This is a genomic window from Neobacillus sp. C211, assembly GCF_051842875.1.
Lineage (GTDB): Bacteria > Bacillota > Bacilli > Bacillales > Cytobacillaceae > Neobacillus.
This window is the reverse complement of the sequence record NZ_JBPXRO010000009.1, coordinates 20,235-46,531: the sequence shown is the minus strand read 5'-3', so window position 1 is coordinate 46,531 and position 26,297 is coordinate 20,235. Positions and strand designations below refer to the sequence as shown.

Sequence of the window (26,297 nt, the reverse complement as noted above, 5' to 3'; positions counted from 1 at the left end):
AAGCTTGAAATAATCATAAGAAATTTGGAGAGAGTAAATAAGAGGTGATTAGTTTGAGTTCATTGAGTAAGAATTTAGATTTACATGCACAAGGAAATTGGCTGCCGATCAGTGTAGGCTTGCTATTGTTTTTATATGCTCTTTTTATGCCCAAAAAAGAAATCGGTTGGAGAGATCTTTATATTACATTTGGAGTAATTGGTTATTTTGCTTGGATTGGTGATTCCTTATTTGCAAAAATGTTCGACCTTGTTGATTTTGGTAACCCAAATATCACGGGAATAGGAGAGTTTATAAGTTACAGCTTAATTCCTTCATCTCTTTCCGTTATTTTTTTAAACTATTTTAAGAAAACAAATAAATGGATACTAGTCATTATATTTACCATAATTGCTACTCTAGTGGAATGGGGAATGCGAAAAGTGGGTTATATCAAGCCACACGGCTGGAGCTTTTTCTTTTCAATACCGTTGTATTTTGTTGTATTTAGCTTTTTCCTCCCATTACACAAGAAATTTATTAATTGCAAATCCTAATTTAGGAATATTCCTCCAAAAAGAGGAGCCTATCTACAAACGGGGGACTATAAGTGCAACAATGAAAAAACGCTCAGAGTGGAAATCTCTGAGCATTTTTTCATTGTATGTTTTTTAGGTCTACACGATGGTGCCTGACACCATTACCATCACAGACACTATCATTACACGAAAAACCACATTACCCCAGATATACCAAGTCCTTCAGTTCATCCGTTGATAACTCGGTGATCCAGTTCTCACTTTGGATAATCTGGTCATTCAAGAATTGCTTCTTCTCAAGCATCGCATCGATTTTCTCCTCGAGGGTACCCGTGCAAATCATCTTGTGCACATGAACGAAGCGCGATTGACCGATCCGGTAGGCACGGTCGGTGGCCTGGTTCTCCACAGCCGGATTCCACCAGCGGTCGTAGTGGATGACGTGATTGGCCGCCGTCAGATTCAGCCCGGTTCCGCCTGCTTTCAACGACAGCAGGAACACCGGAAACTCCTGATTCTGGAATCGCTCAATCATCTCGTCACGCTTCACTTTCGGAACACTTCCGTTCAAGAACGGCACCTCAATGCCAAACTTCTTCTTCAATGTACTCCGAATCATTTCGCCCATTTCGATATATTGGGTGAAGATCAGACAGCTTTCGCCCTGTTCCAAAACTGCGTCAATCAATTCGACAAGTTTCTCTAGCTTATTCGAGCGTTCCAGCAGCTCGCGCCCAGCCGACTTTTCCTTCAGATAGAGGGCAGGGTGGTTGCACAACTGCTTCAATCTACTTAACATTTGTAAAATTAACCCCTTGCGCTCAAAGCCTGACAGCTTTTCAATTTCTGCAAACGTGTCATGGATGAGCTGTTCGTACAACGACGCCTGCTCAGCGGTGAGCGGGCAATATTCCTTTTGCTCCAGCTTGTCAGGGAGGTTAAGGGCAACCTCTTCATCCTTTTTCGTGCGACGCAGCAAGAATGGCCGGATCAACGCTTGCAGCTGCTGAACCTTGTCTTTCTTCTCATCTTTTTCAATCGGAATCACGAACTTTTTCTGGAATTGCCCCAAGCTGCCAAGATAGCCATGATTGGTAAAATCAAAGATCGACCACAGCTCCGATAAGCGGTTTTCCATCGGTGTTCCTGTCAGCGCAATGTGATGACGTCCACGCAGCCTGCGAACTGCCTTTGACTGTTTTGTCTGGGAGTTCTTAATGTTTTGCGCCTCATCAATCGCAATCGAACTCCAAATCAGCGACTCAAACTCCGCCAAATCGATGTGGCTCAGCCCATACGAAGTCAAAACAATATCGGCGTCTTTTGCCTTCTCCGCAAAAGCTTCTTCTTTCAGGCGGTTGGACCCGTAATGCAAATACACGTTCATCTCCGGTGCAAAGCGCTCCAGCTCCTTCTGCCAGTTTCCAAGCACAGAAGTCGGACAAATAATCAGCGCAGCCTTCGTCGGAACCTTAACTGTAGCCGCCTCATCATCCTTTTTGCGGCGTTTTTTCGTCTCAGTTTGGGTGTCAGGCACCACAGCCAATTCATCCCCGACCACATCTTTCACCTTCAAAAGGTAAGAGATCAGCTGGACGGTTTTACCGAGACCCATGTCATCGGCGAGGCAGGCGCCAAATCCGTACTGGCGCAAGAACCAGAGCCAACTCATGCCGAGCTGCTGGTAAGGACGAAGCTCACCTTGCAACCCAGAAGGCACGTCTTCGAGCGGAATTTCGTGGACTTCCGCCAGCTGTTTGATCATTTGCTTCCATTGGCGGTTCAACTCAATTTGAATTTTCGCAAACGCCTTTGGATTGTCCAGTTCATCTTCAGCAGTATCCGACTCCATCAATTCCTGTTCCAGCAAATCGCGGACATGCAGGCCTTCTTTTTCAGCACGTTTCATCATATCTTGTATTTGTCGAATAAACTGCGGGTCAAGCTTCACCCAACGGCCGCGAATGAAGACAAGCCGTCTTTTTTCCTCGACAAGTTTCCCAAACTCATCTTCGGACAAGTCGACACCATTCATCGAAAAGCGCCAGTTAAAATCGAGCATAGCCTGAAGCCCGACGAATGACGGCCGGTGACTCGAGCCACCCTTCAGCGATGCCTTCACTTTTAGGTTGGCATTTTTCATCGCCTGCCACCAGGAAGGGAGGAGGATTTCGACATCCAATGCCACCAGCGTCTCACTCGCCTCCGTCAAAAACATCCATGCTTCTTCCTCGCTCAGATACGTTTTGAAATAGCCGTCTTCACCCAACCACGGAATCAATCGCATCCAGCGCTCCCGCTCGCGGTCAACCTTTTCTAAAAATGGACGCCACTTCGCTGGGATCTTGGTGGTCCCATCCACATCATAAACCTCATCGACGTTTTTCTTTCCCCGTATAAATAGATCCAGACTCCACGCACCTTCGCCATCAACCGGCTCATCTAAGCGCAGCCCAATCGTAAACGGTGTGTCGCTTTCCTTAATTCCGACCCATTCCAGCCAGCTTTCTTCATCAAAATAACGAGCAAGTTCGCCGCCGGAAATATTTTGCTTCCGGAGCAAATCAAGCTTTGGCCCAAATAACTCCTTCATTGCTGAATTCCGCGTTAAATAGCCATCGAGGGCATCATTGTACAAGTCTGAGATATAGTTTTTGGTCGTCCCAAGCTCATGGGCTATCAGTTCGTCGACGGCGGGCTCAGACTCCTCAATCCTTTGTTCCCAAAACGATGGGTCAAACTCATCCTTCACGCGTTCAGGAAGCTTCCAACGGAAATCCCCGTGCTCCCAGACCGAAAAGTCCGGCAGCCAATCCTTCTCGACGATGCCTTCATACAGCGAATGGGCGGCCGCCAGACAAATCTCAGATTGCTCATTCCAATCCCATTCGATATAGCGATTAAACGACTCCTTGGCAAAAAGCGAAACCAGATGCCAGCCGCTCACCACCACACCCTCGACGTCGTTCACCGTCTCTGTCTCAAGGAGCGTACCAAAGAAGCTTTCCTCATGACTGCTGAAAACGAGATTCTTCCATCTAGACGGGCTCATCACATGACCCCGTTCATCCTCCGCAGTAAGAAGAAAGCGACCTTCCCCTAATTTAGTTGTCAGCAATTTCATAAACCTTGTTTTAAGCATCGATCCAAAACTCCTTTATTGGGGGAGAGAACAAAGTTAGATGGAAATCTCCAAAAAATGCATAATTTCACAAACATCAAAGCTATTTACTAGTTGTAAATTTCCAGAAAATATCTAATTGCACAAAACCCCTTAAAAATGGCACAAAAGCCCCCTGAAATGGCACAAAACCTTATTAAAATGGCACAAAACCCATCCAAAATAGCACAAAACAAATTTCCCCTAAAAATAAACAAGCCACAATACCAGTCAACCTATCTAATCCTAACCAAATGTCCGCCCTGTATGGACAAAATAACTAAAGCGTCCACGGGCGGTGCCTGACACCATAAATGTGACACCATAAATACACACCAAAAATAACACTAAAATACATCAATATTAACTCCAAAAAATCTCATAAATGAAATCTAAATTACTCCATAAAAATCCATATCCTCTATTATACCCAAAAAAGTGTGGTTAGAGGAGGGCGAGGCATGAAGTTCTTCCGTAAGTAGTATATTCGTACGTGGTTTATTGGTAAAAAAGGTAACTAAAAAGTAGTCCCGGGCAAGAGATCCAGCCATTAATAAGTGCTGATTCTCCATAATCGGAAAGACAATGACCGGAGAAAGGAAAGCCCTTAGTCGGATCATAAAACGAATAAATTGGCATATAATTGATGGCGAAATCAAGTTTCATCTGGACTCACCAATAGAAGCTTCAGCTATGATTTTTTATTGTATCTATTAAGGACATAAAACGAGGAGATTGTATATGGGAAAGAAGAATCTAATTATAATGTTATTAATATTTTTACTTTTGTTGTTACCCTCATGCAGTCAAGGGGATAATCCGAAAACGAGTGGTGATCCACATCCGAATCCAGCAAATCCAAACGATAAACCCGCTGAAAAACCCGCCGATAAGCCCGAACCCAAGCCCGATGCCGATGAAAAACCTGACACCAACCCCGGCGTAAAACCCGCCGAACAGCCCGACAACAATAGCAGCCCTAACAATCCAAGTCCATCCAGTAATCCCTACGAAATAACAAAAACAAACTACACAGAAAACAACATCAAAATAAACTATCCCCAACTCACGAAATCAAGCGATCATCAAAAGGAGAAAACCATTAATCAACTTATAAAAAAAGAAGCCATCAAAGTACTAAACTACTACCTGCCCGATCTTCAAGCCCTAACCCTCGAAATCAATTATGAAATCAAATCCAAAAGTCCCAGCCTGCTGAGCATCCAGTACACAGGCGTGGGGTACATGAACGGTGCAGCCCATCCCAATAATCATTACTATACAACCAATATCGACATCGAAACGGGAACGATTCTAAAATTAAAAGACATGATCAATATCGATGAAAACTTTGTAGATAATCTCAAGCAAAACGCCAAATCCATGAAGCATGAACACCAAGGCATCCTTAGCAGCATACACCCAAGCGACCTACTAAACATGCTCACAAACGCCGATTCACTCGACAATATCGGTACCGAAAATCAGTCCGACACATTTAGCTATTTCACCAGCGACTCCCTCGGAATTAGCATTCCCGTCAGCCATGCAGAAGGGGACCATGCAGAATTCGAGATCACCTATCAGGCCATAGCTCAAAACATACATTCGTTAATGTTACTTAGCCTGCTTCAACAGTAACATCCAGCATTAGATTTGCAACCGCCCTAGTAAAAAACAAAAGGTGCCAGTATCAACCTAACGGGTTCCGATTCGGGGGTCAAAAAAGTAAATCACCATAAGATTTAAGCGTAAATTCTTTATAATAAACTTTTTAATAATTTCTTTGTTTCTAAATAGAAAGAATCCCTATACAGCTTATAACTGGGTTGTGGGTTCAACAGCATTTTTGAAGGAAGCAAATCCAGTAAACCCTGAAGATCGGTTTCTTTCTCCTTGTTTAATTCGTTCTGTTGTAGAACTTCCAGATTTTCAAAGAACTCACTTAAAGTTTTTAAATGATTTCCAACTTCCATTTGATCATATGAAAATGGCTGCCCCTCCTTTTCCCATTCTTTTAGGGTCCCAACTATAGTTGAAACATACTGGAAGCCTTTGTTCATCTTTTTGATTTCCATTCGATACATAGAAAGATTAGATTTATGTTTTTTGCTAAAAGGAATGAATTTTAAGCTTTTGGATGCCATATTTAACGCATCCTTTGTATTATGTAACTCCTGTGAAAAAAGATTTATTTTGTCCTCCATCACTTTTGCTTTTTCACTTCCCCATTCTAATTCGATCCAATGGGAAAGTTCTAAAAGTATTTCAGACAGCTGACGAGTTAATTTTTCAAAAGAAGTAGCTGCTTTCTTTGTATAATCTGGCGGGAATAAAAACATGTGAATCAATACAGCGATTACTGCTCCAATAATCGTGTCGACTATCCGATCTAGGGCATAATCCTTTGATTTTCGTTCAAACGTAAAGATTAATACAATGGTGAGGGCTACTTGATGTAAAACCGTTTCATCTAGTCTTAACCACTTTGCAATGAAGGTCGCGCCTAACATTATTAGACCCAATATCCAACCATTCATGTCTAAGTAACTCACAAGAAAAGCCGTTAAAATGATACCAATAATAGTTCCCAAAATACGGTGAAAAGAATATCGAATCGACTGATCAATGGTAGATTGCAAACATAAAACAACAGAAAGCGGTGCTAAATAGGGGTGATCAGAGCCCACTAGTTTTGCTAATTCCCAAGAAAAAGCCGATCCAATAGCCATTTTCCAGACCATGGCTGTTTTATTTTCAAAATGATTCTTTTTCCTTTTCATGTGGATCCACCTTCCATCCGTCCTTCTTCATTATGTTTGGTACTCCCTGGCCTTTTATACAGAAGCAGCAAATATTTAATATAAAAAGTAGCTGGTCTTGTCTAGCTCATTTCCTTGCTAACTCTTGCACCATTAGTGTTCATCATTCCTGTCTTTTTCTTTTAATATGCCAATCTTCAACTAATGAATGAGCTTTAGTTAAATGAAAAACGCTGTTGAAGTCAGATTCAACAGCGTTTTCTTATGTGTTTATTTATATGAATGACTTTGAGATTTTCGGGGAGATACAAGATGTGTAATAGGTTGTTTGCAACTCTAAACGGAACCCGTCGTTAGTATCAACCATCAATCAACTTACTCCGCTTACACTCCTCATGAAACGCCCGCAGCCGCTTCGTCCGCTCCATCAAGGTATCCAAGAAATACTCCCAGTCGTCGACCCGTTTCAGCTTCTTATACAGCGTCCGCAGCTTCTTCAAATGCCGTACCGCCATCCGGTAACTTGCTCGGTTCTTCTGATCAATTTCCCGCTGCGCCGTCTGATGCAGCATCGCCAACAGCACCTCAGGACGCTCCTTCTCCACAAGCTTCAAACGGTCCTTCGGCAACTCATAATAATCCAAGCCCACAAACGCCTGCAGCTCACCCCAGCGATCATACTGCCCGCGCTCAAACAACACAAACTCATAATCCCCAAAACTATACGGCAGCATCGAAAGCATCGCCCGCTCATACAAATCCACCCGGTCACTCTCCGCACAATAAGGCGCCACCGCCCGCAGCGCATTCCGCACAAACGTCGCACAGCTATGATAACCGCCGAGCCACTCCAAATAACCCTTCACCTTTTGCAAAAACAACTCAATCACCGGGCCAACACGCTTCCACGCCTTCAGCCCCGACAAATACTCAATCCAATACACCAAATAAGGTGCGATCTCCTCATCGCCAAACGGACCCGTCAACTTCAACGCCGCCTCATCATCCCCAAGCAAGAAATTCAAATGAATCCCAGCCAGCAGCAGCGGCGCAGGGCTCTCCCAATCCTGCAGCTCCTTCATCCGCGCCTGAATCTTCACTAACTCTTCCTCACGCCACGCCTTCTTCTTGAAAAAATGAATCCACAACAGCCGGTATAAGAAAATCCTCTCATATGCCAACCCCTGCGTACACGTCAACAGCTCAAACGTATCCTCCCGTAACTTATCGACAAACTCGTCAAAATCAAACGGCAGCGACTGCACGCCAATCTTCATCGAGAGCTCCTCCGCATCATCCATCAAATTATGGAACAAATGCAAATAAGCCCGCTTCACCATATCCTCATCATGCCCGAGCTGCTCACTCAGCCGTGCCAGCTTCCGAAACGAAACCACAATCCCAACCAACTCATACAGCAAGCGCCACTCCTGCTCAACCGGCGCACTCGCATGAATCCGGCGCTCATAAATCCCAAACAACTCCGGAATCACATACGGACTCGTATACTTCTTCGTCGCGAGCAGCGTATCAAAACTCACCTCAAACGAATGAACCCAACGCCCATAATCCGGCTTCGACACCCCGTTCGCCTTAATCAAATCCTTCGCCGTCTGCAGCCCCCAGTCCGAAACCGCCTTCGACTCACGCATCGGCTCCCGCCATTCAGCGACCCAATCCGCCACACTGCCAACCCGAGAATAAGCACTCAAAAACACCGCCATCTGATGCCGGCAAAACCCCTCAGTCGGACACGTGCACTCACTCTGCGACAAAAACTCAAAATTCAACTTCACATAACAAGGCGTCACATCATGGACCGCTGCAGTAATCTGCTCATTCCATATCTGTAACTGCTTCACCAGCCCTTGCCGGTACAGCATCAAACCCTTCTGAACCAGCTTCGCATCCTCCGTCACCGTCGGGTGCAGCAATTCCCGCACCTGATCCCCAAAAAGCTCAATCCGTTCACTTGCAGGCGTCGACTCCAAAGCCACAACCCCCTCCAAAAAATCCATATTCCTCTATTATACCCAAAAACTCACCCAAAGAGGAAGGCAACCCTCAATCCAAAACACATTTTTGAAAAATGAACCCAAACTCGCCCTCGCCGAATAGGAAACGTTTGCGAAAACTCCATCGCACCGCAATTCATCTCAAAGCAATTATCATGGTGCCTGACACCAATACTTCTTCGAGTGTCACGGTGCCTGACACCAAGCTGCAGGCGGTGGCAGGGTTTTAATAAAAAAAGGGAACTTAATGGTTTTAAGTCTTGAAATTAGGCTGGTCCGATGGAAAAAAAATAAAGTTACCAGAGCCAGTCTGGCCCCTGGCTTTTTGGAAAGTTTGAGGTTGAATGGAGGGAGGGACAGTAAATAGGGGAAAGTGGACAGTAAGTTGATAGAAGTGGACAGTAAAAATCAAAAGTGGACAGAAAAGTGAAAAAAGTCGACAGTAAACTATGAAAAGTCGACAGTAAACCATGGAATGAATCCACTGGTTGCCAGTAAATGCCTGAAACCCCATTCTCAATCCCAAACACAGTAAAATTAACACACAAAAAAAGCCACTCCTCACAAATCAAGGGGTTGGCTCGATCTTCGTACCTTCATTTTTTGTCAAACTAGAAAAGTATTCAAACAAACTGGTAAGATAGCTGTTAAGCTCAAAACCTTCCTCACTCGCAAACTCTGACAATAACAACCTATTCTCTTTCACCCTCATAACCCCCTCGAATATGGAACTATCATCATTATTGCCAAACTATCACTCTCTTATACCAGTAAACTTGAGTAGGGGTATGCCCATCGCAAAAAAGTCTAACTAAATCATTAGTTAGACCAGCCCATCTATATAAACATACAAAGACCCCTTCAAGATTCGAAGCGGTCTTCGTCCCAGTTATAGTTGTGAGGAACGTTCGCCGCCTGTCCAGGAGTAATCGTGTAATTGAGTATCTGTTTTGTAAATGGCTTCAGTATGGATACTGTTGCAGAACCAGATATACAATAGATTGTGTTAAGGCAACGGAACATGAAAATAAATGACAAAAAAAGCTGTAATTAAAAAAGAAACCAACCAAGCTGGAATCGGATTAAGGTAATGAAATCTCAACATAATAATCCACATGAAATTAAAGGCGATTGACCACCAGAAGTTCCACCCGTTATGATAGGTGATTTTTTCACCAATAAACATTATACCTTCGATACAAACAAGAATTACTCCTGATATTAGTAAATACATTATTTGATTCTTCCGGTTTTTAGGTAAATAGGACAAAAATAGTATGACAACACATGGAAAATTGATGAAAGTTAGAACTAATACTGAAAAGGTATGGTTTAATAAAAAATCAGGTTCCAGCTTCCATAGAAAATATTTTCCGTTAATAAAGAAGCTATATAATAAATTATTTACAATCAGGTATAAAATAGTGGGGTAATATTTTCTCCAATTTTTTATATCTCCAAATTTCCAGCAGCAAAGTACCAGAGTTAGGGACAGAACAACACGCAATAGGAACACCCAATTTCAACAGTTTTTATTTTAAAATTTACCAAAAAGCTTAAAATTATTACTATTTCCTCTTCAACTGACAGGTGCAATAAAAACCCCATTCTTTTACTATCTTTGAATCTATACCGTAAAAATTTCTTATTTCAGAGTTTGAATCCGTGGACTCTAAGAATAACTACGATATTATGCCTCAAAATAAAAAGGATACATAATAGATCATTCTATTTTGTATCCTTCGTATGAAATGCCTGCAGTTCTACAGGTATTATCTTATTTAATTAGGAACAGCTTCGCGTTTGCGCTTTTTCTCCATTTGGATTTCATGCGCTCGTGCTTGGGCTTTGTGGCGGTCTTCTTCCACTTCTGCAGACATTTGGATACCCATAGGCACCGTGGTGGCTGCTATTTCCTTTATCCCTTTCTGGTCTTTCTCATAAACAAATGACGCTCTTGTTGAAATATCTGCTCCCGGCTCAGTAACGAATGGAACGACACGGTAATCTGCCCGCCATTGTTGCGGAGTGACCTGGCAGCGAACGTAACCGCGGTAATTATTAAAGAATTTGATGTGCGGGTTGTCCGCTAAAGATTTGGCTGTGTCTGCACGCCAATCCGATCCGTTTCCTCCTGTAGTAATCGATGTACCCACAAACTCTGCTCCAAAAATCGGAGCGTCTGGATTGTTGTAATCCTTTGTCAGGTTAGAAGCCCAGCTTGCATGGACATCTCCAGTAATAACGATCACGTTGTTGATGTTATGCCCAGCAACGAAATCCGTAATGCGCTCTCGTGCGGCCGGATAGCCATCCCATGAATCCATGCTGAATTTTGGAGCCGTGCTGCTTCCGGATTTGCGCTGCGCAAAGAAAATCTGCTGGGCGAGGACGTTCCAATGAGATTTCGAGTTTCCTAGATTGCCAAGCAGCCATTTTTCTTGTTCTGTTCCAAGCAGAGTGCGCTTTGGATCCAAGGATTCCGGTGTATGAGCTTTCGTTCCATCACCATTCGCCTGGTCATCACGGTACTGGCGTGTATCAAGAACAAAGAAGTTCGCCAAATCACCATACGTGAAATCCCTGTATAATTGCATGCCCCCATCGTGAGGCAATGACGACCTGCGAAGCGGCATATGCTCGTAATAAGCCTGGTAAGCAGCGGCCCGGCGCTTAATAAACTCTTCAACAGACTGGCCTTTTTCTGGAATGACATTTGCGTAGTTGTTTTCCACTTCATGGTCATCCCATGTAACAACCCACGGGAATGCAGCGTGTGCAGCCTTTAGATGTTCATCTGAACGATATTGGGCATGACGAGTGCGGTAATCTTCAAGCGCGATAATTTCATCGCCTTTGTGGGCACGGACATTGCCTGTGGGCGAAAGATACTCGTTCGTACCATATTCATATATGTAATCGCCAACGTGGAACACAAGATCGAGATCCTCTTTCGCCATATGCTTGTACGCAGTATAATACCCATGTTCATACTGCTGACAGGAAGCGAATGCGAACGTCATACTTGCTACACTGGCACCTGCTGCCGGAAGGGTTTTTGTTTTTCCAACCGGGCTTAGTTCATTTCCAGTCTTGAAACGGTAATAATAAACCGTATTCGCCTTCAGGCCGCTCACTTCTACATGGACAGAATGGGCGAGGGTAGGTGAAGCATGTTCTGTTCCTCGGTTGATCACGCTGCGGAAGTTTTCATCTGTTGCAAGCTCCCAATTGACGGGAACGATATGAGAGGGCATTCCTCCGCCATTTAACGGATCCGGAGCTAACCTTGTCCATAAAACGACACTGTCTGATTGCGGATCGCCAGAAGCAACACCAAGAGTGAACGGGTATTCGCTGAAATTCGGAGCAGCATCTACTTTAAATCCTCCCATTGATTGAGCAATAGCCAACCCTAGGGACAGCCCCGCAATCTTGCCGGCTCCATGAAGAAAGCTGCGGCGGTCTACATTCTTTTTCAAATTTTGTTCATTAAACTTCCTAATTAATTCGTCCAAAGATCTCTCATTTGTCATGCTTCATATTCCCCTCTCAGATTACATTTCTTTATCACGGCTTTGATTATAAAGGGGATTTATTAATTGAATATGAAGATTGTAAATAGAAAAATAGTCCGGTAGTCGATAGACAGTTAGTTTAGAATAGGACCTTCGATTTAAAAAGGGATAAAATTTATATTTTTTCCAATCAACGGCAATTAATATCCATTTTAAGTAGTCTTTTCATACCGTTTTTTTAAATATTATCTTAATAAAAAACTTACAAACGATCATTCCGTTCGAAGATTAGAAAACTTAGGTGAAATCCACTTTCATTCCCCCTATAAAATAAACGAAGTGCCAACTTCTCTTTAATAGAAATTGGCACTTCGTTTATTCGCTATGCGTTATCGTGTCGCTTTTGGAGGTTGGCACACGTCACATTTACGTTGGTTATTATTTTTAAATTTCGTAAATGTTTTTTCAAAGTTGTTGCCACATGCACATGTAAATAGTAACTTTTGCGAAAAACCTTGGTATTCCGTAGAAAGCAACTTGCTTTCCGAATGGTTCTCAACAAATTCTTTAATTTTACCAATCGTCCATCGTTTATTCATTCTCTTACACCTCATATTTTATCGCTAGGCGGAGGCTTTTCTTAGCATCCGTTCAATTCTAAGTAAATGTAGTAATTATCCTAAGTTACTCATTATAACATGAGCTGGCACTCAATTAAACAGATGGAAGATATCTTAATAAACTAACAGCAGTTAGTGGAATTAGAAAAGGAGTTGCAGCAGCAACCCCAATCTTCAACTATAATTTCTTGCACATGGCAGTTAAAAAAGACATTAAACTAATAATAAGGATAATAGCCAGGATAACCATATCCATAATAAGGGGAGCTGTAACCATATGGGGATAAATGGTAGCCGCCCATCATTCCACCCGTAAACCCTCCCCAGAAAGGGGTGCCGAAATGTGGTCCCCCATAGTAAAAATGGTGATAAAAGGCATGAGGCCGCAGAAATATCCGTCTTTTATCATTTTCATTAAACAAGAGCATACTCGATTGATTCATTTCCAACCCATTCCTTTTTTCAATGTAGTTGCTTAGCCATGTAACAATGTAATTCTTCAAACTTCAATAAATAAATAACAGTTATGGCAAGAACTCCTCGGTCGGTTTCAATTCTTTCTTTTTTTCCTCCAGAATAATTTGCGTACCTGCGTTTGCTTCTAATACAAGCCCTAAGGATTGTAACCAATCTCCCAAATTGGTGATTTCTTGAGCTTCCAACAAGAGCGATTCCTTATCCGTTAAAACTTGTTTTGTAACACCAATACTTTCTAAAAATTGGCCCATGGTTTGAATCCATGCTCCCAGTAATATTTGTCTTTCATTGGCATCCGATCGCATTTCCTCATCAACCAACATAATCTTAGATAAATAATACGCCTCCATGATTTGACCAATAAATTGAATCCAGACAGCAACGGAAACTTGTTTTTCAAGTTGTGAAATCAGTTCCTCCTTGTCAGAATTACTATTTTCCTTGGATTCTTTTGTATTTTCTGTTTGAGCATTCACTGTATTTCACTCCTTCTTTATATACGTATGCAAATAGATAGGGGAATGCCTTTGAAAAATTTGTCATAGTGATGTAGTCAGTGTGCAGTATTTTCGTATATTTCTGAAAAACCAATGAAAATTGGGACAGAAAATGATGGAAAATGTCGAAATATACATAGGGGAGGTAAATGGTCATGGGCCGCATTTAGTGTTAAACTTGATCGTCTGCCTTATAAAAAATACATAATCGTCCATTTATCATAAATGACAACAAATGGATGACCCTAAACAGGAAATAGGAGAACAAGTTATTATGACGAACGAATTATTTGAAAATGGTGAATTGACACGAATCAGGAAAGAAACCCACGGAAAAAGCAAGCAAACCAACCCTGTCCCAGAGTTCACTTCAAGGATGGAAAAACGCGAATATGATCAACGCGTCCATTATTTTGATATTCGAAATGTATTAGATGTCAAAGGATTCCTACAAGATATTCGTGCCAATTGGAATACATATGTGTCACAGGTGAACCAATGGATACAAACTAGCCCAGTAAAAAAACTTGTCGTGACGGGTATTTTTACCGTCGTCCTTAGCTTTTTTGCAAGCACATCAAATGCAGCCTTTATTCAGGAATATACATATCAGGTAAAAAGCGGTGAAAAAATCGAAGAGATTGCTGCAGCGCATGGAGTAACAGTACAAGAAATAGTAGAGGCCAATGGCCGAACTTCCATTAACGGTAAAAAAATTCTTTTACCGAAAGTACATAACAGAACGGTTACCGCCACCACTCTAAATGTTCGGTCACACCCGACGACGGAAAGCCGTGTCATCGGAGAATATATACAAGGGGATGTAGTGAAGGTCTCCTTCATAGAAAACGGCTGGGCTGGCATTCTGATCAAAGGAAGAGTTTGTTTTGTGAGTGCCAATTATCTTACCGCACCAGAAGAAACGACGGAACCAGCGATCACTCAAGCCAAACCCATGTATGTAACGGCCACTTCCTTGAGAGTGAGAGAAGCTGCCTCTACGAGCAGTGCTGTAATTGGTACGTTACGATTAAACTATCGCGTTTCTGTCAATTCATCTATAAATGGTTGGGCTCAGATTAATTTCAAAGGCAAAGCAGCGTATGTGAGTGAAACCTATTTAACTACTAACCTGCCAGCAACAACAGAACCAAGTACATCAGTGTATGTGATTAAGCCCGGTGACAATTTTACAAAAATCAGTAAAGCCTTAAATATCTCGGTCTCATCGATTCAAGAACTAAATCCAACCATAGACTCAGCAAAGTTGAAAATTGGCCAAGAAATCAAAATCCCTGCCACAACAGCAGCGGCCACGAATCAAATAAAAGTTACAGCATATATAGGAGGGGTGGACCCTCAAGGAACGTTTCGGTTTATCACATCAAATGGGATCACGTATGCTGCCAAAGTATCAGGCAGCATGTTAAATGAATTATTTGAACTTCAAGGGGAAAAAGTAACCCTAACACTCGAAGGAAAAAGGGGTCAACAAATGACTTTACTATCTTTACAATAAATCGTACAAAAAAAATTAGCCTCAGGTTTGAGGCTTTTTTTCTTGGGATATAGTGCAATATGGAGGAACAAAATACTTTCTGGAGGATGAAGAGTGTTATGCATTCCTCATAATAATTGTTTCAAACGTATTAGCCACTGCTTTACAGGAGTCAGCGATTTCTTCTAGGCCTTCATAGATTTGTTTATATTTAATAATTTGGATAGGGTCTTTCTCAGAGGTAAACAAATGTTTAATGGATGCCCGCAGAATGTTGTCGCAATTAGACTCGATTTCTTTAATTTTGATTGCATGTTCTCTTATAAGAAGCAATTTCTTTGTTGAAAGCAGTTCAATCGCTGCATCAATTTCCGTTGCACAATTTTTGATCTCATCGACAAATTTAATCATATAATAGTCCATTTCCATAATAGAGTACATTTCAAATAGTGCAGCTGTATGGTATAAACCGTCCAAAATATCATCCATGGTTAATGAAAGAGCTAAAATATCTTCACGCTCAATTGGAGTGATGAAAGCATTATTTAGATCTCTAATAAGCTCATGAACCATGGTATCCCCGTTTGATTCAAATTCTTTCATCTTTTCAGTAAAAATTTTAAGATCACTAATATTTTTTAATTTGTATTCAGCAAAATAATTCACACTTCTTTTTAAATTTAAAGATTTGCTATTTAAATGATTAAAGAACTTGTCATTCTTTTTTGCCATTAATTAACCTCCACATGGTCCAATTAGTGTAATTGCCTAACAAAATGGTTATAAAACCTTTATCAAAGTGCTTTTAAAAGCAATTACTATAATAAATGCAACCATTGGACAAAAGTAACGGCTTACGTCCTATATCTACTCGACAAAAAATGGCCGAATGTTTTTTTTTATTTATTAAGATATTAAAGAAATTAGCTATTCGCTACATATGGCGGGTTTCGTCATAGGGAATGTAGTTGTCTCGTAAAAGACCTAGTGAAAAAGCCCTTCCCATTCTTAAGCTCTTAACATAAATTGTAAGGAATAATCCTAAAGGAGGGCTATAATATGTTTGGTTATGGTGGTTTTGGTGGTTGTGGCTACGGCGGTTTCGGCTATGGCGGCGGCTTTGCTTTAATTGTTGTATTGTTTATCTTGTTAATCATCGTAGGAGCAGTAATCTGTTTCTAAGAAGAAACAATTATTCTTAACTAAAAAAGCCCAATAAGGGCTTTTTTGGTTGAAACGATAACTCACCAAGGTGTATGGTCCATGGATTGGTAATGGGGTTTCGGCTACACACTAGCTTATGCAGCCTTCCATGCGAATAACCAATGAGTTAAGCCTGATTTTGGAGAACTTTTTTTCATTTAGCTCAGCGCTTGCCTATTCAGTTTTAATATCTTGTACATATATTATTACTACACCCAACCCAAATATTTATAAAGTTTGACCTCCAAAGAACGTTTGCTTATAAAGCAGACGTTTCTTGTATTTTTAGGCAAATCGCTGATTTTGTCTTCCTTTTAAGCACTTTGGGGAAATTCTTTCTCTGCCTTTTTTAAAAATAATCTTTTTAAAAAAGGTATGGACCATCGATCCAAACCAATTTTTCCCGCATTTAGTCCAGCAACTAGAATAAACATCCCAAGTAAAGCCATTTGTGGATTTGTACTGGTTGTTCCAGAGAACATATAAGCAAAGTTCATAGTAAGCCCCATTAGTATAGAAAATGAGGTGAACATACCTAAAATTAATCCGAGACCTACTAAAAATTCACCCCAAGGAACGATTACATTAAAAAGATCGACATATGGTAATGCTACCTCTTTTAAAAAATTTCCCCACCAAGGTTGAACTGCAGGGTGTTCACCAGACATACTTTTTACTGCTCCATTCAAAAAGCCGCTTGCATCAAATTTTCCACTAGAGATTTTCCCCCAACCAGCATTTAACCACTGCCAACCAAGATAGAGTCGAAGTAAAGTAAGCAGCAGTGAGACCAAACGGTTTTCCTTTAAAAATGTAATAAACATAATAAAACCCCCTAAATAATTGATAATTCTTATCATTGATAACGATTATCATTATCGTTTAAACAGGTATTTTAGTCAACGAGTGTAAAGTACTAAGTTTTTTGGGGTTAGATAGACCAATATCCCTATTTCCTTCATCTACTTACGAAGCAAGTTAGTTAAAGAACAAATGTATTCTAGGTTAACAGAAGCTGAATGATCAGCTCCTAATTGAAACCTTCCCACATTGGAGAAGGTTTTTTTTTGCATAAATAATGACTCGGAGAATACTCCAAGCCATTGAGGTAAATTAAGACTCTCTTTTTCTAGTCTGTTAAGCATCTGGAATAATTGTAAAAGCAATTGTTCGAACCGGAGACTCTGTTTTCTTGCTCGTAGTATTGTAGTATTTAGTCAATAAATCGTTTAATTCGTTTTGAAATTGTATAAAGTGTTCCTCATCAATCTTTAATTCAACTACAGAAAAAGCAGCAAGGTCCTCCTGGCAGTTTTGTTCTCCTAATTTCTTAAGATAATCTTGATATTGAGTCATAAGTAATAATTGATAATAGGAAAAATAGGTTAATTTTTCCTCGTTAGAAGCCTTTTTCCATTCCTCTACGTCAATTCTTGCCTCTTCTTCATTTAAAGCATAATATTTTTCGGAAACAGATTTCACCTTTTTTTCATTAATAACGTGGATGACACCGGAATCCACCATGGTTTGTATATGCCTATATAGACTTGATTGAGGCACATCTTTAATGATTTTTACCATTTCTAATGGTGTTAGTCCAGTTTCTTTATTTCTCATTAATGCTTGGCAAATTTTCATTCTTACTGGATGCATGATAACTTCAATTTTGTTACTCACAATTTCACCTCATTTATTGTTCAATTTTAATCTCATTATAAATAATGAGAATGGCTATTGCAACACACCTGCGACTAGGTTATCATTATTAAGAATGAGAATGAGATTGAAGGGAACGATGGAAATGAAGCTGCAATATGGTCTGGATGACCTAAAGGATATTGATTTTATGGCTCTTCTACCTATAATAATGCCAGTTATTGTAGTAAGTACGATCTTAAATTTAATTGCATTAATTGATTTATACCGCCATAGAAAGACAAGAAAAAATATGCTCTCATGGGTGCTAATTATTCTATTTGCCAATACACTTGGACCTATTCTGTACTTCACCATAGGGAGAAAGGATAGTGAGAGAATATGAAATTAGAAATCAAAAATGTTACGAAAAAATTTAAAGGAAAAATGGCTGTCAATAATTTTTCGATGGAACTGAATTCAGGAGAATGTGTCGGATTAATCGGTCCGAATGGGGCAGGAAAGTCCACATTAATAAAAGTGATTTCAGATATTATCAATTCAGACTCTGGTGAAGTTTTGTTGAATGGGAAAAAAATATCGAAAATGAAAAGGGAAATTGGTTACCTGCCACAGTACCCTAACTTTTTTCATTGGATGACAGCGAAAGAAACGCTTACGTTTATGGGTCAACTTTCTGGAATGCTAAAAGAAGAATTAACAAACGGGATCCCTGAAATTTTGGCAAAAGTCGGACTAGAAGGTGAAGAAAACTCAAAAGTCGGCACATTTTCTGGTGGAATGAAACAGAGACTTGGTATCGCACAAGCACTATTACATAAGCCTTCACTTATTGTCATGGATGAGCCAGTATCTGCATTAGATCCAATTGGGCGAAGAGAAGTGTTAAACCTGATCGAGGAAATAAAAAAAGATACTACTATTTTATTATCAACCCATATATTAGGCGATGCAGAAGAAATATGTGAACGATTTGTAATCATAAAAAATGGAACAAAAATAGAAGATACAACAATCACTGAACTGTTGAACCGAAATAACGAAAATAAATTAAATTTAGAAATCATATCGAAGGATCAGAAATGGATTGGCATGATAAAAAAATTACCTTATGTGAAGGAAGTCGAGGTCATAGGGAATAAAGTCCAAATAAAAGTTGAAAACATCCAAAAAAACAAAAATATGCTCCTGATGAATGCACTCTCTCACGACGTGGACATCGTAAAATTTGAAATCAATAATGATACTTTAGAAGAAATATTTTTAAAATTGGTGGTGTGAAAAATGAATAATTTTACTGTACTAACAAAAAAAGAATTTGTTCAAATGGTACGTGATTTTAAAGTTATTTGGCTACCGATTGTCTTTCTCTTTTTAGGAATAACTCAACCAATTGTAACTTATTACTTGCCATCCATTTTGGAATCGTTAGGAGGAGGGACTGGCATTACAATTGATCCAAGTGTGGCAGTTCAAAAAGGAGGAAAAGTACTAGCCACCACGTTAGGGTCCCAATTTGATCAGCTTGGGATTATGATTATTGTTATCTCAATGATGGGGATAATTCAAACAGATAAATCAAATGGTATGTTGGCCTTTATCTTAACTCGACCTGTTACTGTTATTTCATATATCGGTGGAAAAATTGTATCAAATTATTTGATAGTAGCTTTTAGTGTAACGATTGGATACCTTTCATCTTTTCTTTACGTAAATTATCTTTTCGAAGATGTTCCATTTTTAGACATGATTGCTGCACTAATGTTTTATCTTGTATGGGTTCTTTATATCGTATCTTTTACGACGATGATTAGTACTATTTTTCACAGTCAAGGTATTATCGCACTAATTTCAATTGTTTACCTTTTAGGTTGCAGAATTATCGTCGGTTTGAATCCAGCAATTGATTATGTAAATCCAGCCAGCATGAGTAAACATGCAATGGAATCTCTAATCACAGGTTCGGTAAATTTAAACGAAATAGTCAATGTACTACTAACAATTGCTTGTATTTTGCTGACACTCTGGGTAACGAATTATTGGATTGCCAATAAAAAATTTAATCATGAATAAAAACTGTGATTAATACCATCTTGAAACCTCTCCGTTTTATGACGTCATGTTGTTATTTACCTATGGGTGAATGTCTAAACCTAGGACAATCGTGGAACATAGTATAAATTTGTGGTCCTTATAATCAGGATAAGAAAAAATAAATAACCTTGGTGAGGGGAATGTTTCAAAATGGAAGAACAAAAACAATACCGCGATGATTTGTTGGAATGGTGTAATACCATTTATTCTAATTGGGAAAGTATGAAACCAAAGGTTACCAAGCTCTTTGATATGGAAAGGTTAGAGGAATGGGAAGGATCATGCCGTCAATTAAAAGAGAAATTACAAGCAGATTTAAACGTGGACTTTGATGACTATCTGACAGCTAAAAGTCTTTATGAACAGTGGGAACAGCTTTTTAAAGAAACGAATGCGTATCAAGAAGAAATTGAAGTCGATTCTGATCAACGTTTGGAATTGGAAGACGAACAACAATTTCATGAGGAATTATTGGAAACGAATGCTTATCGAGAAGAGATTGAAGTCGATTTTGATCAACGTTTGGAATGGGAAGACGAAAAGCCATACCATGAGGAATTATTGGAAAGGGCTGCTTACCAAGAGGAGATTGAGGTTGATACAGATAAACGTGTGGATTTAGACGAAGAACTACAATACCGTGAAGAATTGTTGGAATGGTGTAATACCATTTATTCTAATTGGGAAAGTATGAAACCAAGGTTTTCAAAACTTTTTGATATAAAAAGTTTAGAGGAATGGGAGGAATCATGCCGCAATTTAAAAGAGAAATTACAGGAAGATTTAAAAGCGGACTTCGATGACTATCAGACAGCTAAAGACCTATATTACCAGTGGGAACAGCTAATCAAAGAATCGTATTCTTATAAAGTAGAAATTGGAGTTTAAATTCTGCTTAAGATTTAGGTATTTCATCACTTATTAGGGGGTCGGAATCCAGAATTTTGTCTAAATAATTTTCTCCAACGACAAAGTTATGACAAAAAGTAGAAGAAGTATATAAAGGGGAATATTTATTATCAATACATTATAAGTGAAACCCGTCGCTCAGTTCATTGGAGACAAGTGGTAACGGGTGCTTGAGTTCAAGATATGGTTGTCTTTTTGGCAGCCTTTTTTTCTTGTTCAGATAACGGTTCAGGGTAGTGGAATAAGGTTACTCCATTAAGAAATTAACTTTTCAAGAAGGCTGTTAATAAAGGGATTTTTCTATTTCAATATAGAAAAAATCCAAACACAAAGTCCGATAATATTTGCTAATAAAAAAGAAATAATTAAAACGTTTTTAAATCGATCCATTTTTTCTCCTTATTCTTACAATTAATATGTATACTACTCTATTTTAAACTATTAAATTTTTCATTATAGCATATATTTTTTAATTTTCACTCAATTTTGATTGACAATGATTATCATTTAGGTATAAAATCATAAACGAAAATGATAATCATTATCATTTTCGTTATGGAATATTCTTAATAGATTCGTAGGAGGTGATAATAATGAGTACATTAATTAATAAAGTGGTCTTGCAAGTATTGGTAACTGTAATGCGTATTCTTTTTGGTGTAGGATGGCTATTAGCAGGTGTAACGAAGATTAGTGAAAAACACTGGTTTAGTGAACCTGGTGTTTTTATCGAACAGTATTTATTAACAGCAGTAGAAAAACCGAATGTTCCAGAATTCTATAAGTATTTCATTGAACATATAGCATTAGATCATGTTATTTTCTTCAATTATACAATTCCTATTGTGCAGATTATTTTGGGAATATGTTTAATCGTTGGAATTATGATTATTCCTTCTGTTTTTATTTGTCTTTTTATGCATGTGAATTTTATTCTTTCAGGAAATATGAATTTAATAAGTCTGACCCTTTATACAAGCGCATTTGCAATTATATTTTTTATACAACGTAGTTATGTTTTCAGTTTAGACCGATATTTTGGAATAGATCAAAAGCTTTCTTTTAAGAACAAAAAGTTAGAAGAGCCTGTTATACCAAAAAGGCTTATTAAGAATATTTCTTAATTAATATGAAGATTTTCTTTAGATTAGTTTAAAAATTAGTCGTTTATTAGCTATTATTCAATTTATTTTTTATTTTATTATGATGATAGATAAAATTATTATGTTGAAAGGATATTATTATGCAAAACAAGCCATGGAAAGTGATGTCATCTATTGCACTTGCATCCACTTTATTACTAATTGCTGGATGTACGAGCGATAAGAAAGTTGCTAAAGAAGAAAAAACATCAGAACAAAAGCAACAAGTAAGTAAGGACGTGACAAACGCTTCTGTAACAGTACCTGTGACAGATTATACGTTTGATACAGCAGGTAACATGTTCGCCTATGCAGAATTTGAACTTTCAGGAGAACCCTTAGTAGAGGGACTAGGACTTGATTTGGATGTTCTTGATCCAAAAAAATTAGATTCGCCCACAAAGTTTGATTATACAGCAGGAATTGAATCGTATGAATATTCAGAGGAAGCAATGTATGAAGTTGTAGAAAAATCAGGGTTAGGGCTACATTTAATTAATGGTCCAGTTGTCAAGGAATTAGCTAAAAAGCAGGGGAAAGAATCAGATGAATTATTAGGAGAGCGTTTCTATAAATTAGCTGATGCAGTTGGCTATCCTCGTGAAGAGATTCATAGGAATATGTTTCCTACCTTTATTGAATATGCAAAAGGTGATCCTCATTATATTCAAGAAGTAGATACTTCTAACTATGCTTCAGGAGAAGAAAAAACATACGTTCCTCAATTTCAAGTGAACTTTAAGTCACTTCGATGGGATCGTAATAAAATGGATAAAGTATTAAATCCAGCAGCATATGGGGGGGCATTCTTAAAACAAGCTCTTTGGGCCGGAGATTTTATGGGTGGGTTTCATACTGTAGACGGTGATGAAGAATTGGAAGGTGAAACACCTACTGATGATCATAATGATAACGTTGCCATCGGTGTCAGCTCAGCAGATGGTATGCAGGGAGCCATCCTAGTAGAGGAAATTTGGAACAAATTAAATTACGTTCGTGATCACTTATTTTACAAGGCAAATGATAAGAGATTACTTCCAGCAAGTGTTGGAAGTCAGTATGATCCATCAAAAGGCTATGTTTATTTACCTCATACAATCCAAGTAAAAGAAGACGGAAATACAGACGTTCCTAATGCCGAGTCACTAGAAGTAACAGATGCGCGCAGTATTTTAACAGATCAATGGTTAATGCTTTGGCCTTCATCTGAATTCTTAGGCACGACAGATCAGCGTCCGGAAAATAAAAATGTTGCACCATCATTCCGAGCACTTTTTGATAGTGATCCTTATCCTGCTGCACCAAAAGTAAATCTTGATAACAATGCAGGAAACGATGTGACTGTAAACGATCCATACTCTGTTAACCGTGACGTACTGCTTCATGTGTTTAAAAACATTGATGCCATGCACTTTAATGAAAAAGAAGGTGCATTTGTAGTTGAACATAATGGTAAAGAGCAAGGAAATTATGTAGACACGTTTAATGCAGGTTATACAATTGAATCACTCCGTATTTTCCAGCGTGCAATTGATGGTCTTCCAGTTGGATATGCCAATTCAGAAGACGCTGAAGGATTAAATACAGCTGAAGGAAAACGAGCAATTGAACTCATCACAAAACAAGCAGATTTTATCATTGATAAACTGATGACAGATTCAGGCTTAGTTGCAAAAGGCTATACATTCGGTAAAGGTGCAGATGAGGAAACAACATTAAATGCACAACTTGGTGCCGTTCGCGGCTTAACAGCAGCATATCTTGCAACAAAAGATGAAAAATATCGTAATGCTGCTCGTACCGTTTATCAAGCAATGGATGAAACGCTTTGGGATAATGAGGCAAAAGCCTATGAAACTGTGAAAGGCGAAATGAAATATGATGCCTTTACTGCAGGTGGAGTATCTGCTGTCTTACGTGTTGCGATTAATAACTTAAGCAATATGGAAGGTGATGAAAAACAGCCAGAAGCATTGGAAGTGGAAACCATTATTTCACGATATGTTGATTTTTATAAAACTGTGATAGATGGTCCAGATCTTAAACAAGGAATGCAGGCAAGTGAATTCTGGGATACGGGTGATTTTTACATTGATGGTGATGAGTCTGGAAACACAGATGGAGATCAAGTTCCACAAACTCAAGCGGGTCATGGTAAATACGGCATTGCACCTGTTCTTGTACCTGTTGAAGTAAAAAAATAAAGATAAAGAGGGTAGGTAATCGTGAAGAAAATTGCCCTTTTCTGGTTAACGCTCCTATTGATGGGGGCGTTAGTTGGTTGTAAGGATGGAATAAACGCAGTTATAAAAGAGAAAGAGCCAGGAGTTGTCCGGGACTATGCTGTTAACAGCAACAATATTGTTATGAATAAGGCGGGTAATACCATTTATACAGCCAATATTGATGTAAATACAGTTACCATTGTTGACAGTCAAACAAAAAAGGTGACAGCTGAAATACCAGTTGGAAAATCCCCGGTACAACTAACCCTTTCACCAGATGAAAATAGTTTGTATGTTTCCTGTAGGTATGACAATAAAATTGACATCATATCAATTGAAAAAGAAAAAGTGGTTGATTCTCTTGATGTCGGAATTGAACCATATGGTGTTGTAACAAGTCAGGACGGCAAAAAGCTGTATGTTGCAAACTATCGATCTAGTACATTATCAGTAATCGATCTAACTAATAAAAAGATTGAGTCTGAGATTAAAGTCGGCGATCGACCTAGAACATTAGCGATTACGGCAGATGGGCATAAGTTATATGTTCCGCATTATTTAGATGCGAAAATTAGTGTGATTAATACCGAAACTGAAAAAATAAGTAAAGTAATTTCCCTTGCCGATTCACCAGATAATCACGATCGCAAAAAAAGCCAAGGGATTCCAAATTCATTAGAACAATTTGTGATTGATCCCGATGGAAAAAAAGCTTGGATTCCGCACTTGTTAACAAATGTTGATACACCTATTCACTTTCAAGAAACGATTTTTCCAGCCATCTCTGTCATTGATTTATCGACTGATGAAGAGTTGATTGATGAACGGAAAGAATTGTTTGAAGAAATAAATATCACAGATAAAAAGAATGACACAATCATTACCTCAAATCCTTATGATGTCGTCTTTCATCCAAACGGTAACAAAGCATATGTTGTCATGTCTGGAAGTGAAGATCTCGTTGTCTTCGATTTAAAACGTGGTGGTAATGCAACACAGATTTTAAGAAGAATAGAAGGAAATAATCCAAGAGGTGCCGTGATTTCACCAGATGGCGAAACCGTTTATGTTCACAACGCTATGAGTCATGATCTTGCCAAGATTTCTACAGGAGGAGACAGTCCATACGCTCGTGCAAAAATGAAAGGTGAGAATCTTGAGTTGATATCAAAAGATCCTCTGTCCCCACTAGTAAGAGAAGGGAAAACGATTTTTTATAGTGCCAATAGCGAGGAGTTTGCGACAGGAATTACAGGGAATAATTGGATGAGTTGTATTTCTTGTCATGCTGATGGTGAAATAAATGGACTTACTTTAAAGACTCCAAAAGGACCAAGAGATGTTCCAAGCAATGTTTTAACGACAAAAACCGGATTATTTATGTGGGATGGCAGTCGTGATGATTTTACGGATTATCTATTGACTGTGCAGGGTGAAATGGGTGGCATGACAGAATTTGATCCGGGAAAACCACTCCCTGAAGATGCCCGGCATATGTATGATGCGATGTTTGCCTATCTCGATGATCCAGATTCATTCCCAGTCCCAAAAAGTCCTTATCGTACTAAGGATGGAAGCCTAACCTCTACAGCAGAGGATGGAAGAAAATTGTTTGAAGGGAAAGCAGGCTGTATTGCATGTCATGCAGGGACTCAATTTACAGATAGCGTAAAGGCCATTGATAAAAACGGTCATTTGACAACGAGCAATACTAATTATTTGCATGATATTGGTACTACTAATCCGTTAGATAGACCATCTAAAGGTAATGCTAGACAAGGTTTTACAAACCCAAGAGATCCTCTTCATTTTGATGTTCCAACATTAAGAGGGGTATGGGCAAGTGCACCTTATTTGCATGATGGCAGTGCTAATACGATTGAAGAGGTTATTAAGCGAATTCGATATGAAGGAAAGCCTGCGTTTACAGACGGTGAAATTTTAAAAATAGCCGAATATGTACGTTCTATAGAATAGAGGGTAATCAAAAAATAGACAAGTAA

At 39.2% G+C, this 26,297-nt stretch carries 23 protein-coding genes and 1 pseudogene; 11 read left to right on the top strand and 13 right to left on the bottom strand.

What is annotated here, in order from left to right; all coding sequences use genetic code 11:
• The first annotated feature begins 53 nt into the window (after positions 1-53).
• Positions 54-536 carry a hypothetical protein gene (locus ACSU6B_RS10480; protein WP_410884996.1) on the top strand — a complete coding sequence of 161 codons (483 nt, stop codon included), beginning with the start codon at positions 54-56 and terminating at the stop codon, positions 534-536.
• Positions 537-717: 181 nt separating this feature from the next.
• Here the strand turns inward: ACSU6B_RS10480 and ACSU6B_RS10475 are convergent, their stop codons facing one another.
• A complete protein-coding gene (locus ACSU6B_RS10475; protein WP_410884994.1) occupies positions 718-3,660 on the bottom strand; it encodes a DEAD/DEAH box helicase in 2,943 nt (980 codons plus the stop codon).
• A gap of 759 nt (positions 3,661-4,419) precedes the next feature.
• Here ACSU6B_RS10475 and ACSU6B_RS10470 point away from each other — a divergent pair.
• Positions 4,420-5,319, top strand: coding sequence for a PdaC/SigV domain-containing protein (locus tag ACSU6B_RS10470; RefSeq protein WP_410884992.1), 900 nt, complete (start codon positions 4,420-4,422; stop codon positions 5,317-5,319).
• Between the two features lie 119 nt (positions 5,320-5,438).
• Here the strand turns inward: ACSU6B_RS10470 and ACSU6B_RS10465 are convergent, their stop codons facing one another.
• The 9 genes and pseudogenes from ACSU6B_RS10465 to ACSU6B_RS10425 form a co-directional block, all read right to left on the bottom strand.
• The gene (locus ACSU6B_RS10465) at positions 5,439-6,461 is read right to left on the bottom strand and encodes an FUSC family protein (protein WP_410884990.1); all 1,023 of its coding nucleotides are present in this window, start codon (positions 6,459-6,461) and stop codon (positions 5,439-5,441) included.
• 338 nt (positions 6,462-6,799) lie between these two features.
• On the bottom strand, positions 6,800-8,431 hold the full coding sequence (locus ACSU6B_RS10460; RefSeq protein ID WP_410884988.1) for an SWIM zinc finger family protein: 1,632 nt from the start codon (positions 8,429-8,431) through the stop codon (positions 6,800-6,802).
• 592 nt (positions 8,432-9,023) lie between these two features.
• Positions 9,024-9,161 carry a hypothetical protein gene (locus tag ACSU6B_RS10455; protein ID WP_168240856.1) on the bottom strand — a complete coding sequence of 46 codons (138 nt, stop codon included), beginning with the start codon at positions 9,159-9,161 and terminating at the stop codon, positions 9,024-9,026.
• Between the two features lie 185 nt (positions 9,162-9,346).
• Positions 9,347-9,457: pseudogene (locus ACSU6B_RS10450) on the bottom strand (cupin domain-containing protein); the annotation flags it as partial.
• 4 nt (positions 9,458-9,461) lie between these two features.
• Entirely contained in the window at positions 9,462-9,971 is a 510-nt protein-coding gene (locus ACSU6B_RS10445; RefSeq protein ID WP_410884986.1) for a CBO0543 family protein, read from the bottom strand.
• Positions 9,972-10,236: 265 nt separating this feature from the next.
• Positions 10,237-11,991 (bottom strand): alkaline phosphatase D family protein, encoded by a 1,755-nt coding sequence (locus ACSU6B_RS10440; protein ID WP_410884984.1) that lies wholly within the window; start codon positions 11,989-11,991, stop codon positions 10,237-10,239.
• Positions 11,992-12,362: 371 nt separating this feature from the next.
• On the bottom strand, positions 12,363-12,572 hold the full coding sequence (locus ACSU6B_RS10435; RefSeq protein ID WP_410884982.1) for a hypothetical protein: 210 nt from the start codon (positions 12,570-12,572) through the stop codon (positions 12,363-12,365).
• Positions 12,573-12,811: 239 nt separating this feature from the next.
• Entirely contained in the window at positions 12,812-13,036 is a 225-nt protein-coding gene (locus ACSU6B_RS10430; protein WP_215004801.1) for a hypothetical protein, read from the bottom strand.
• A gap of 81 nt (positions 13,037-13,117) precedes the next feature.
• On the bottom strand, positions 13,118-13,546 hold the full coding sequence (locus ACSU6B_RS10425) for a hypothetical protein (RefSeq protein ID WP_410884980.1): 429 nt from the start codon (positions 13,544-13,546) through the stop codon (positions 13,118-13,120).
• A gap of 295 nt (positions 13,547-13,841) precedes the next feature.
• Between ACSU6B_RS10425 and ACSU6B_RS10420 the strand changes: the two genes are divergently transcribed.
• Positions 13,842-15,086, top strand: coding sequence for a LysM peptidoglycan-binding domain-containing protein (locus tag ACSU6B_RS10420; RefSeq protein ID WP_410884978.1), 1,245 nt, complete (start codon positions 13,842-13,844; stop codon positions 15,084-15,086).
• 96 nt (positions 15,087-15,182) lie between these two features.
• On the opposite strand, the gene ACSU6B_RS10415 is transcribed toward ACSU6B_RS10420, so the two are convergent.
• A complete protein-coding gene (locus ACSU6B_RS10415) occupies positions 15,183-15,797 on the bottom strand; it encodes a DUF47 domain-containing protein (RefSeq protein WP_410884976.1) in 615 nt (204 codons plus the stop codon).
• 327 nt (positions 15,798-16,124) lie between these two features.
• Between ACSU6B_RS10415 and ACSU6B_RS10410 the strand changes: the two genes are divergently transcribed.
• On the top strand, positions 16,125-16,247 hold the full coding sequence (locus ACSU6B_RS10410) for a YjcZ family sporulation protein (protein ID WP_410884974.1): 123 nt from the start codon (positions 16,125-16,127) through the stop codon (positions 16,245-16,247).
• Between the two features lie 335 nt (positions 16,248-16,582).
• On the opposite strand, the gene ACSU6B_RS10405 is transcribed toward ACSU6B_RS10410, so the two are convergent.
• Positions 16,583-17,092 carry a DoxX family membrane protein gene (locus ACSU6B_RS10405; RefSeq protein WP_410884972.1) on the bottom strand — a complete coding sequence of 170 codons (510 nt, stop codon included), beginning with the start codon at positions 17,090-17,092 and terminating at the stop codon, positions 16,583-16,585.
• 313 nt (positions 17,093-17,405) lie between these two features.
• Positions 17,406-17,945, bottom strand: a complete 540-nt coding sequence (locus ACSU6B_RS10400; protein ID WP_410884970.1) for a transcriptional regulator — start codon at positions 17,943-17,945, stop codon at positions 17,406-17,408.
• A gap of 124 nt (positions 17,946-18,069) precedes the next feature.
• Between ACSU6B_RS10400 and ACSU6B_RS10395 the strand changes: the two genes are divergently transcribed.
• The 7 genes from ACSU6B_RS10395 (at position 18,070) to ACSU6B_RS10365 (ending at position 26,271) form a co-directional block, all read left to right on the top strand.
• Positions 18,070-18,309: a PLD nuclease N-terminal domain-containing protein gene (locus ACSU6B_RS10395; protein WP_410885177.1), complete on the top strand. Its 240-nt coding sequence runs from the start codon at positions 18,070-18,072 to the stop codon at positions 18,307-18,309.
• A complete protein-coding gene (locus tag ACSU6B_RS10390; RefSeq protein ID WP_410884968.1) occupies positions 18,306-19,205 on the top strand; it encodes an ABC transporter ATP-binding protein in 900 nt (299 codons plus the stop codon). Before ACSU6B_RS10395 ends, ACSU6B_RS10390 begins: the two co-directional genes overlap by 4 nt.
• Positions 19,206-19,208: 3 nt before the next feature.
• The gene (locus ACSU6B_RS10385) at positions 19,209-19,997 is read left to right on the top strand and encodes an ABC transporter permease (RefSeq protein WP_410884966.1); all 789 of its coding nucleotides are present in this window, start codon (positions 19,209-19,211) and stop codon (positions 19,995-19,997) included.
• 171 nt (positions 19,998-20,168) lie between these two features.
• Positions 20,169-20,906, top strand: coding sequence for a hypothetical protein (locus ACSU6B_RS10380; RefSeq protein WP_410884964.1), 738 nt, complete (start codon positions 20,169-20,171; stop codon positions 20,904-20,906).
• 614 nt (positions 20,907-21,520) lie between these two features.
• The gene (locus tag ACSU6B_RS10375; RefSeq protein WP_410884962.1) at positions 21,521-22,051 is read left to right on the top strand and encodes a hypothetical protein; all 531 of its coding nucleotides are present in this window, start codon (positions 21,521-21,523) and stop codon (positions 22,049-22,051) included.
• Positions 22,052-22,170: 119 nt separating this feature from the next.
• Positions 22,171-24,273: a hypothetical protein gene (locus tag ACSU6B_RS10370; RefSeq protein ID WP_410884960.1), complete on the top strand. Its 2,103-nt coding sequence runs from the start codon at positions 22,171-22,173 to the stop codon at positions 24,271-24,273.
• 60 nt (positions 24,274-24,333) lie between these two features.
• Positions 24,334-26,271, top strand: a complete 1,938-nt coding sequence (locus ACSU6B_RS10365) for a beta-propeller fold lactonase family protein (protein WP_410885175.1) — start codon at positions 24,334-24,336, stop codon at positions 26,269-26,271.
• The last annotated feature ends 26 nt before the right edge of the window (positions 26,272-26,297 follow it).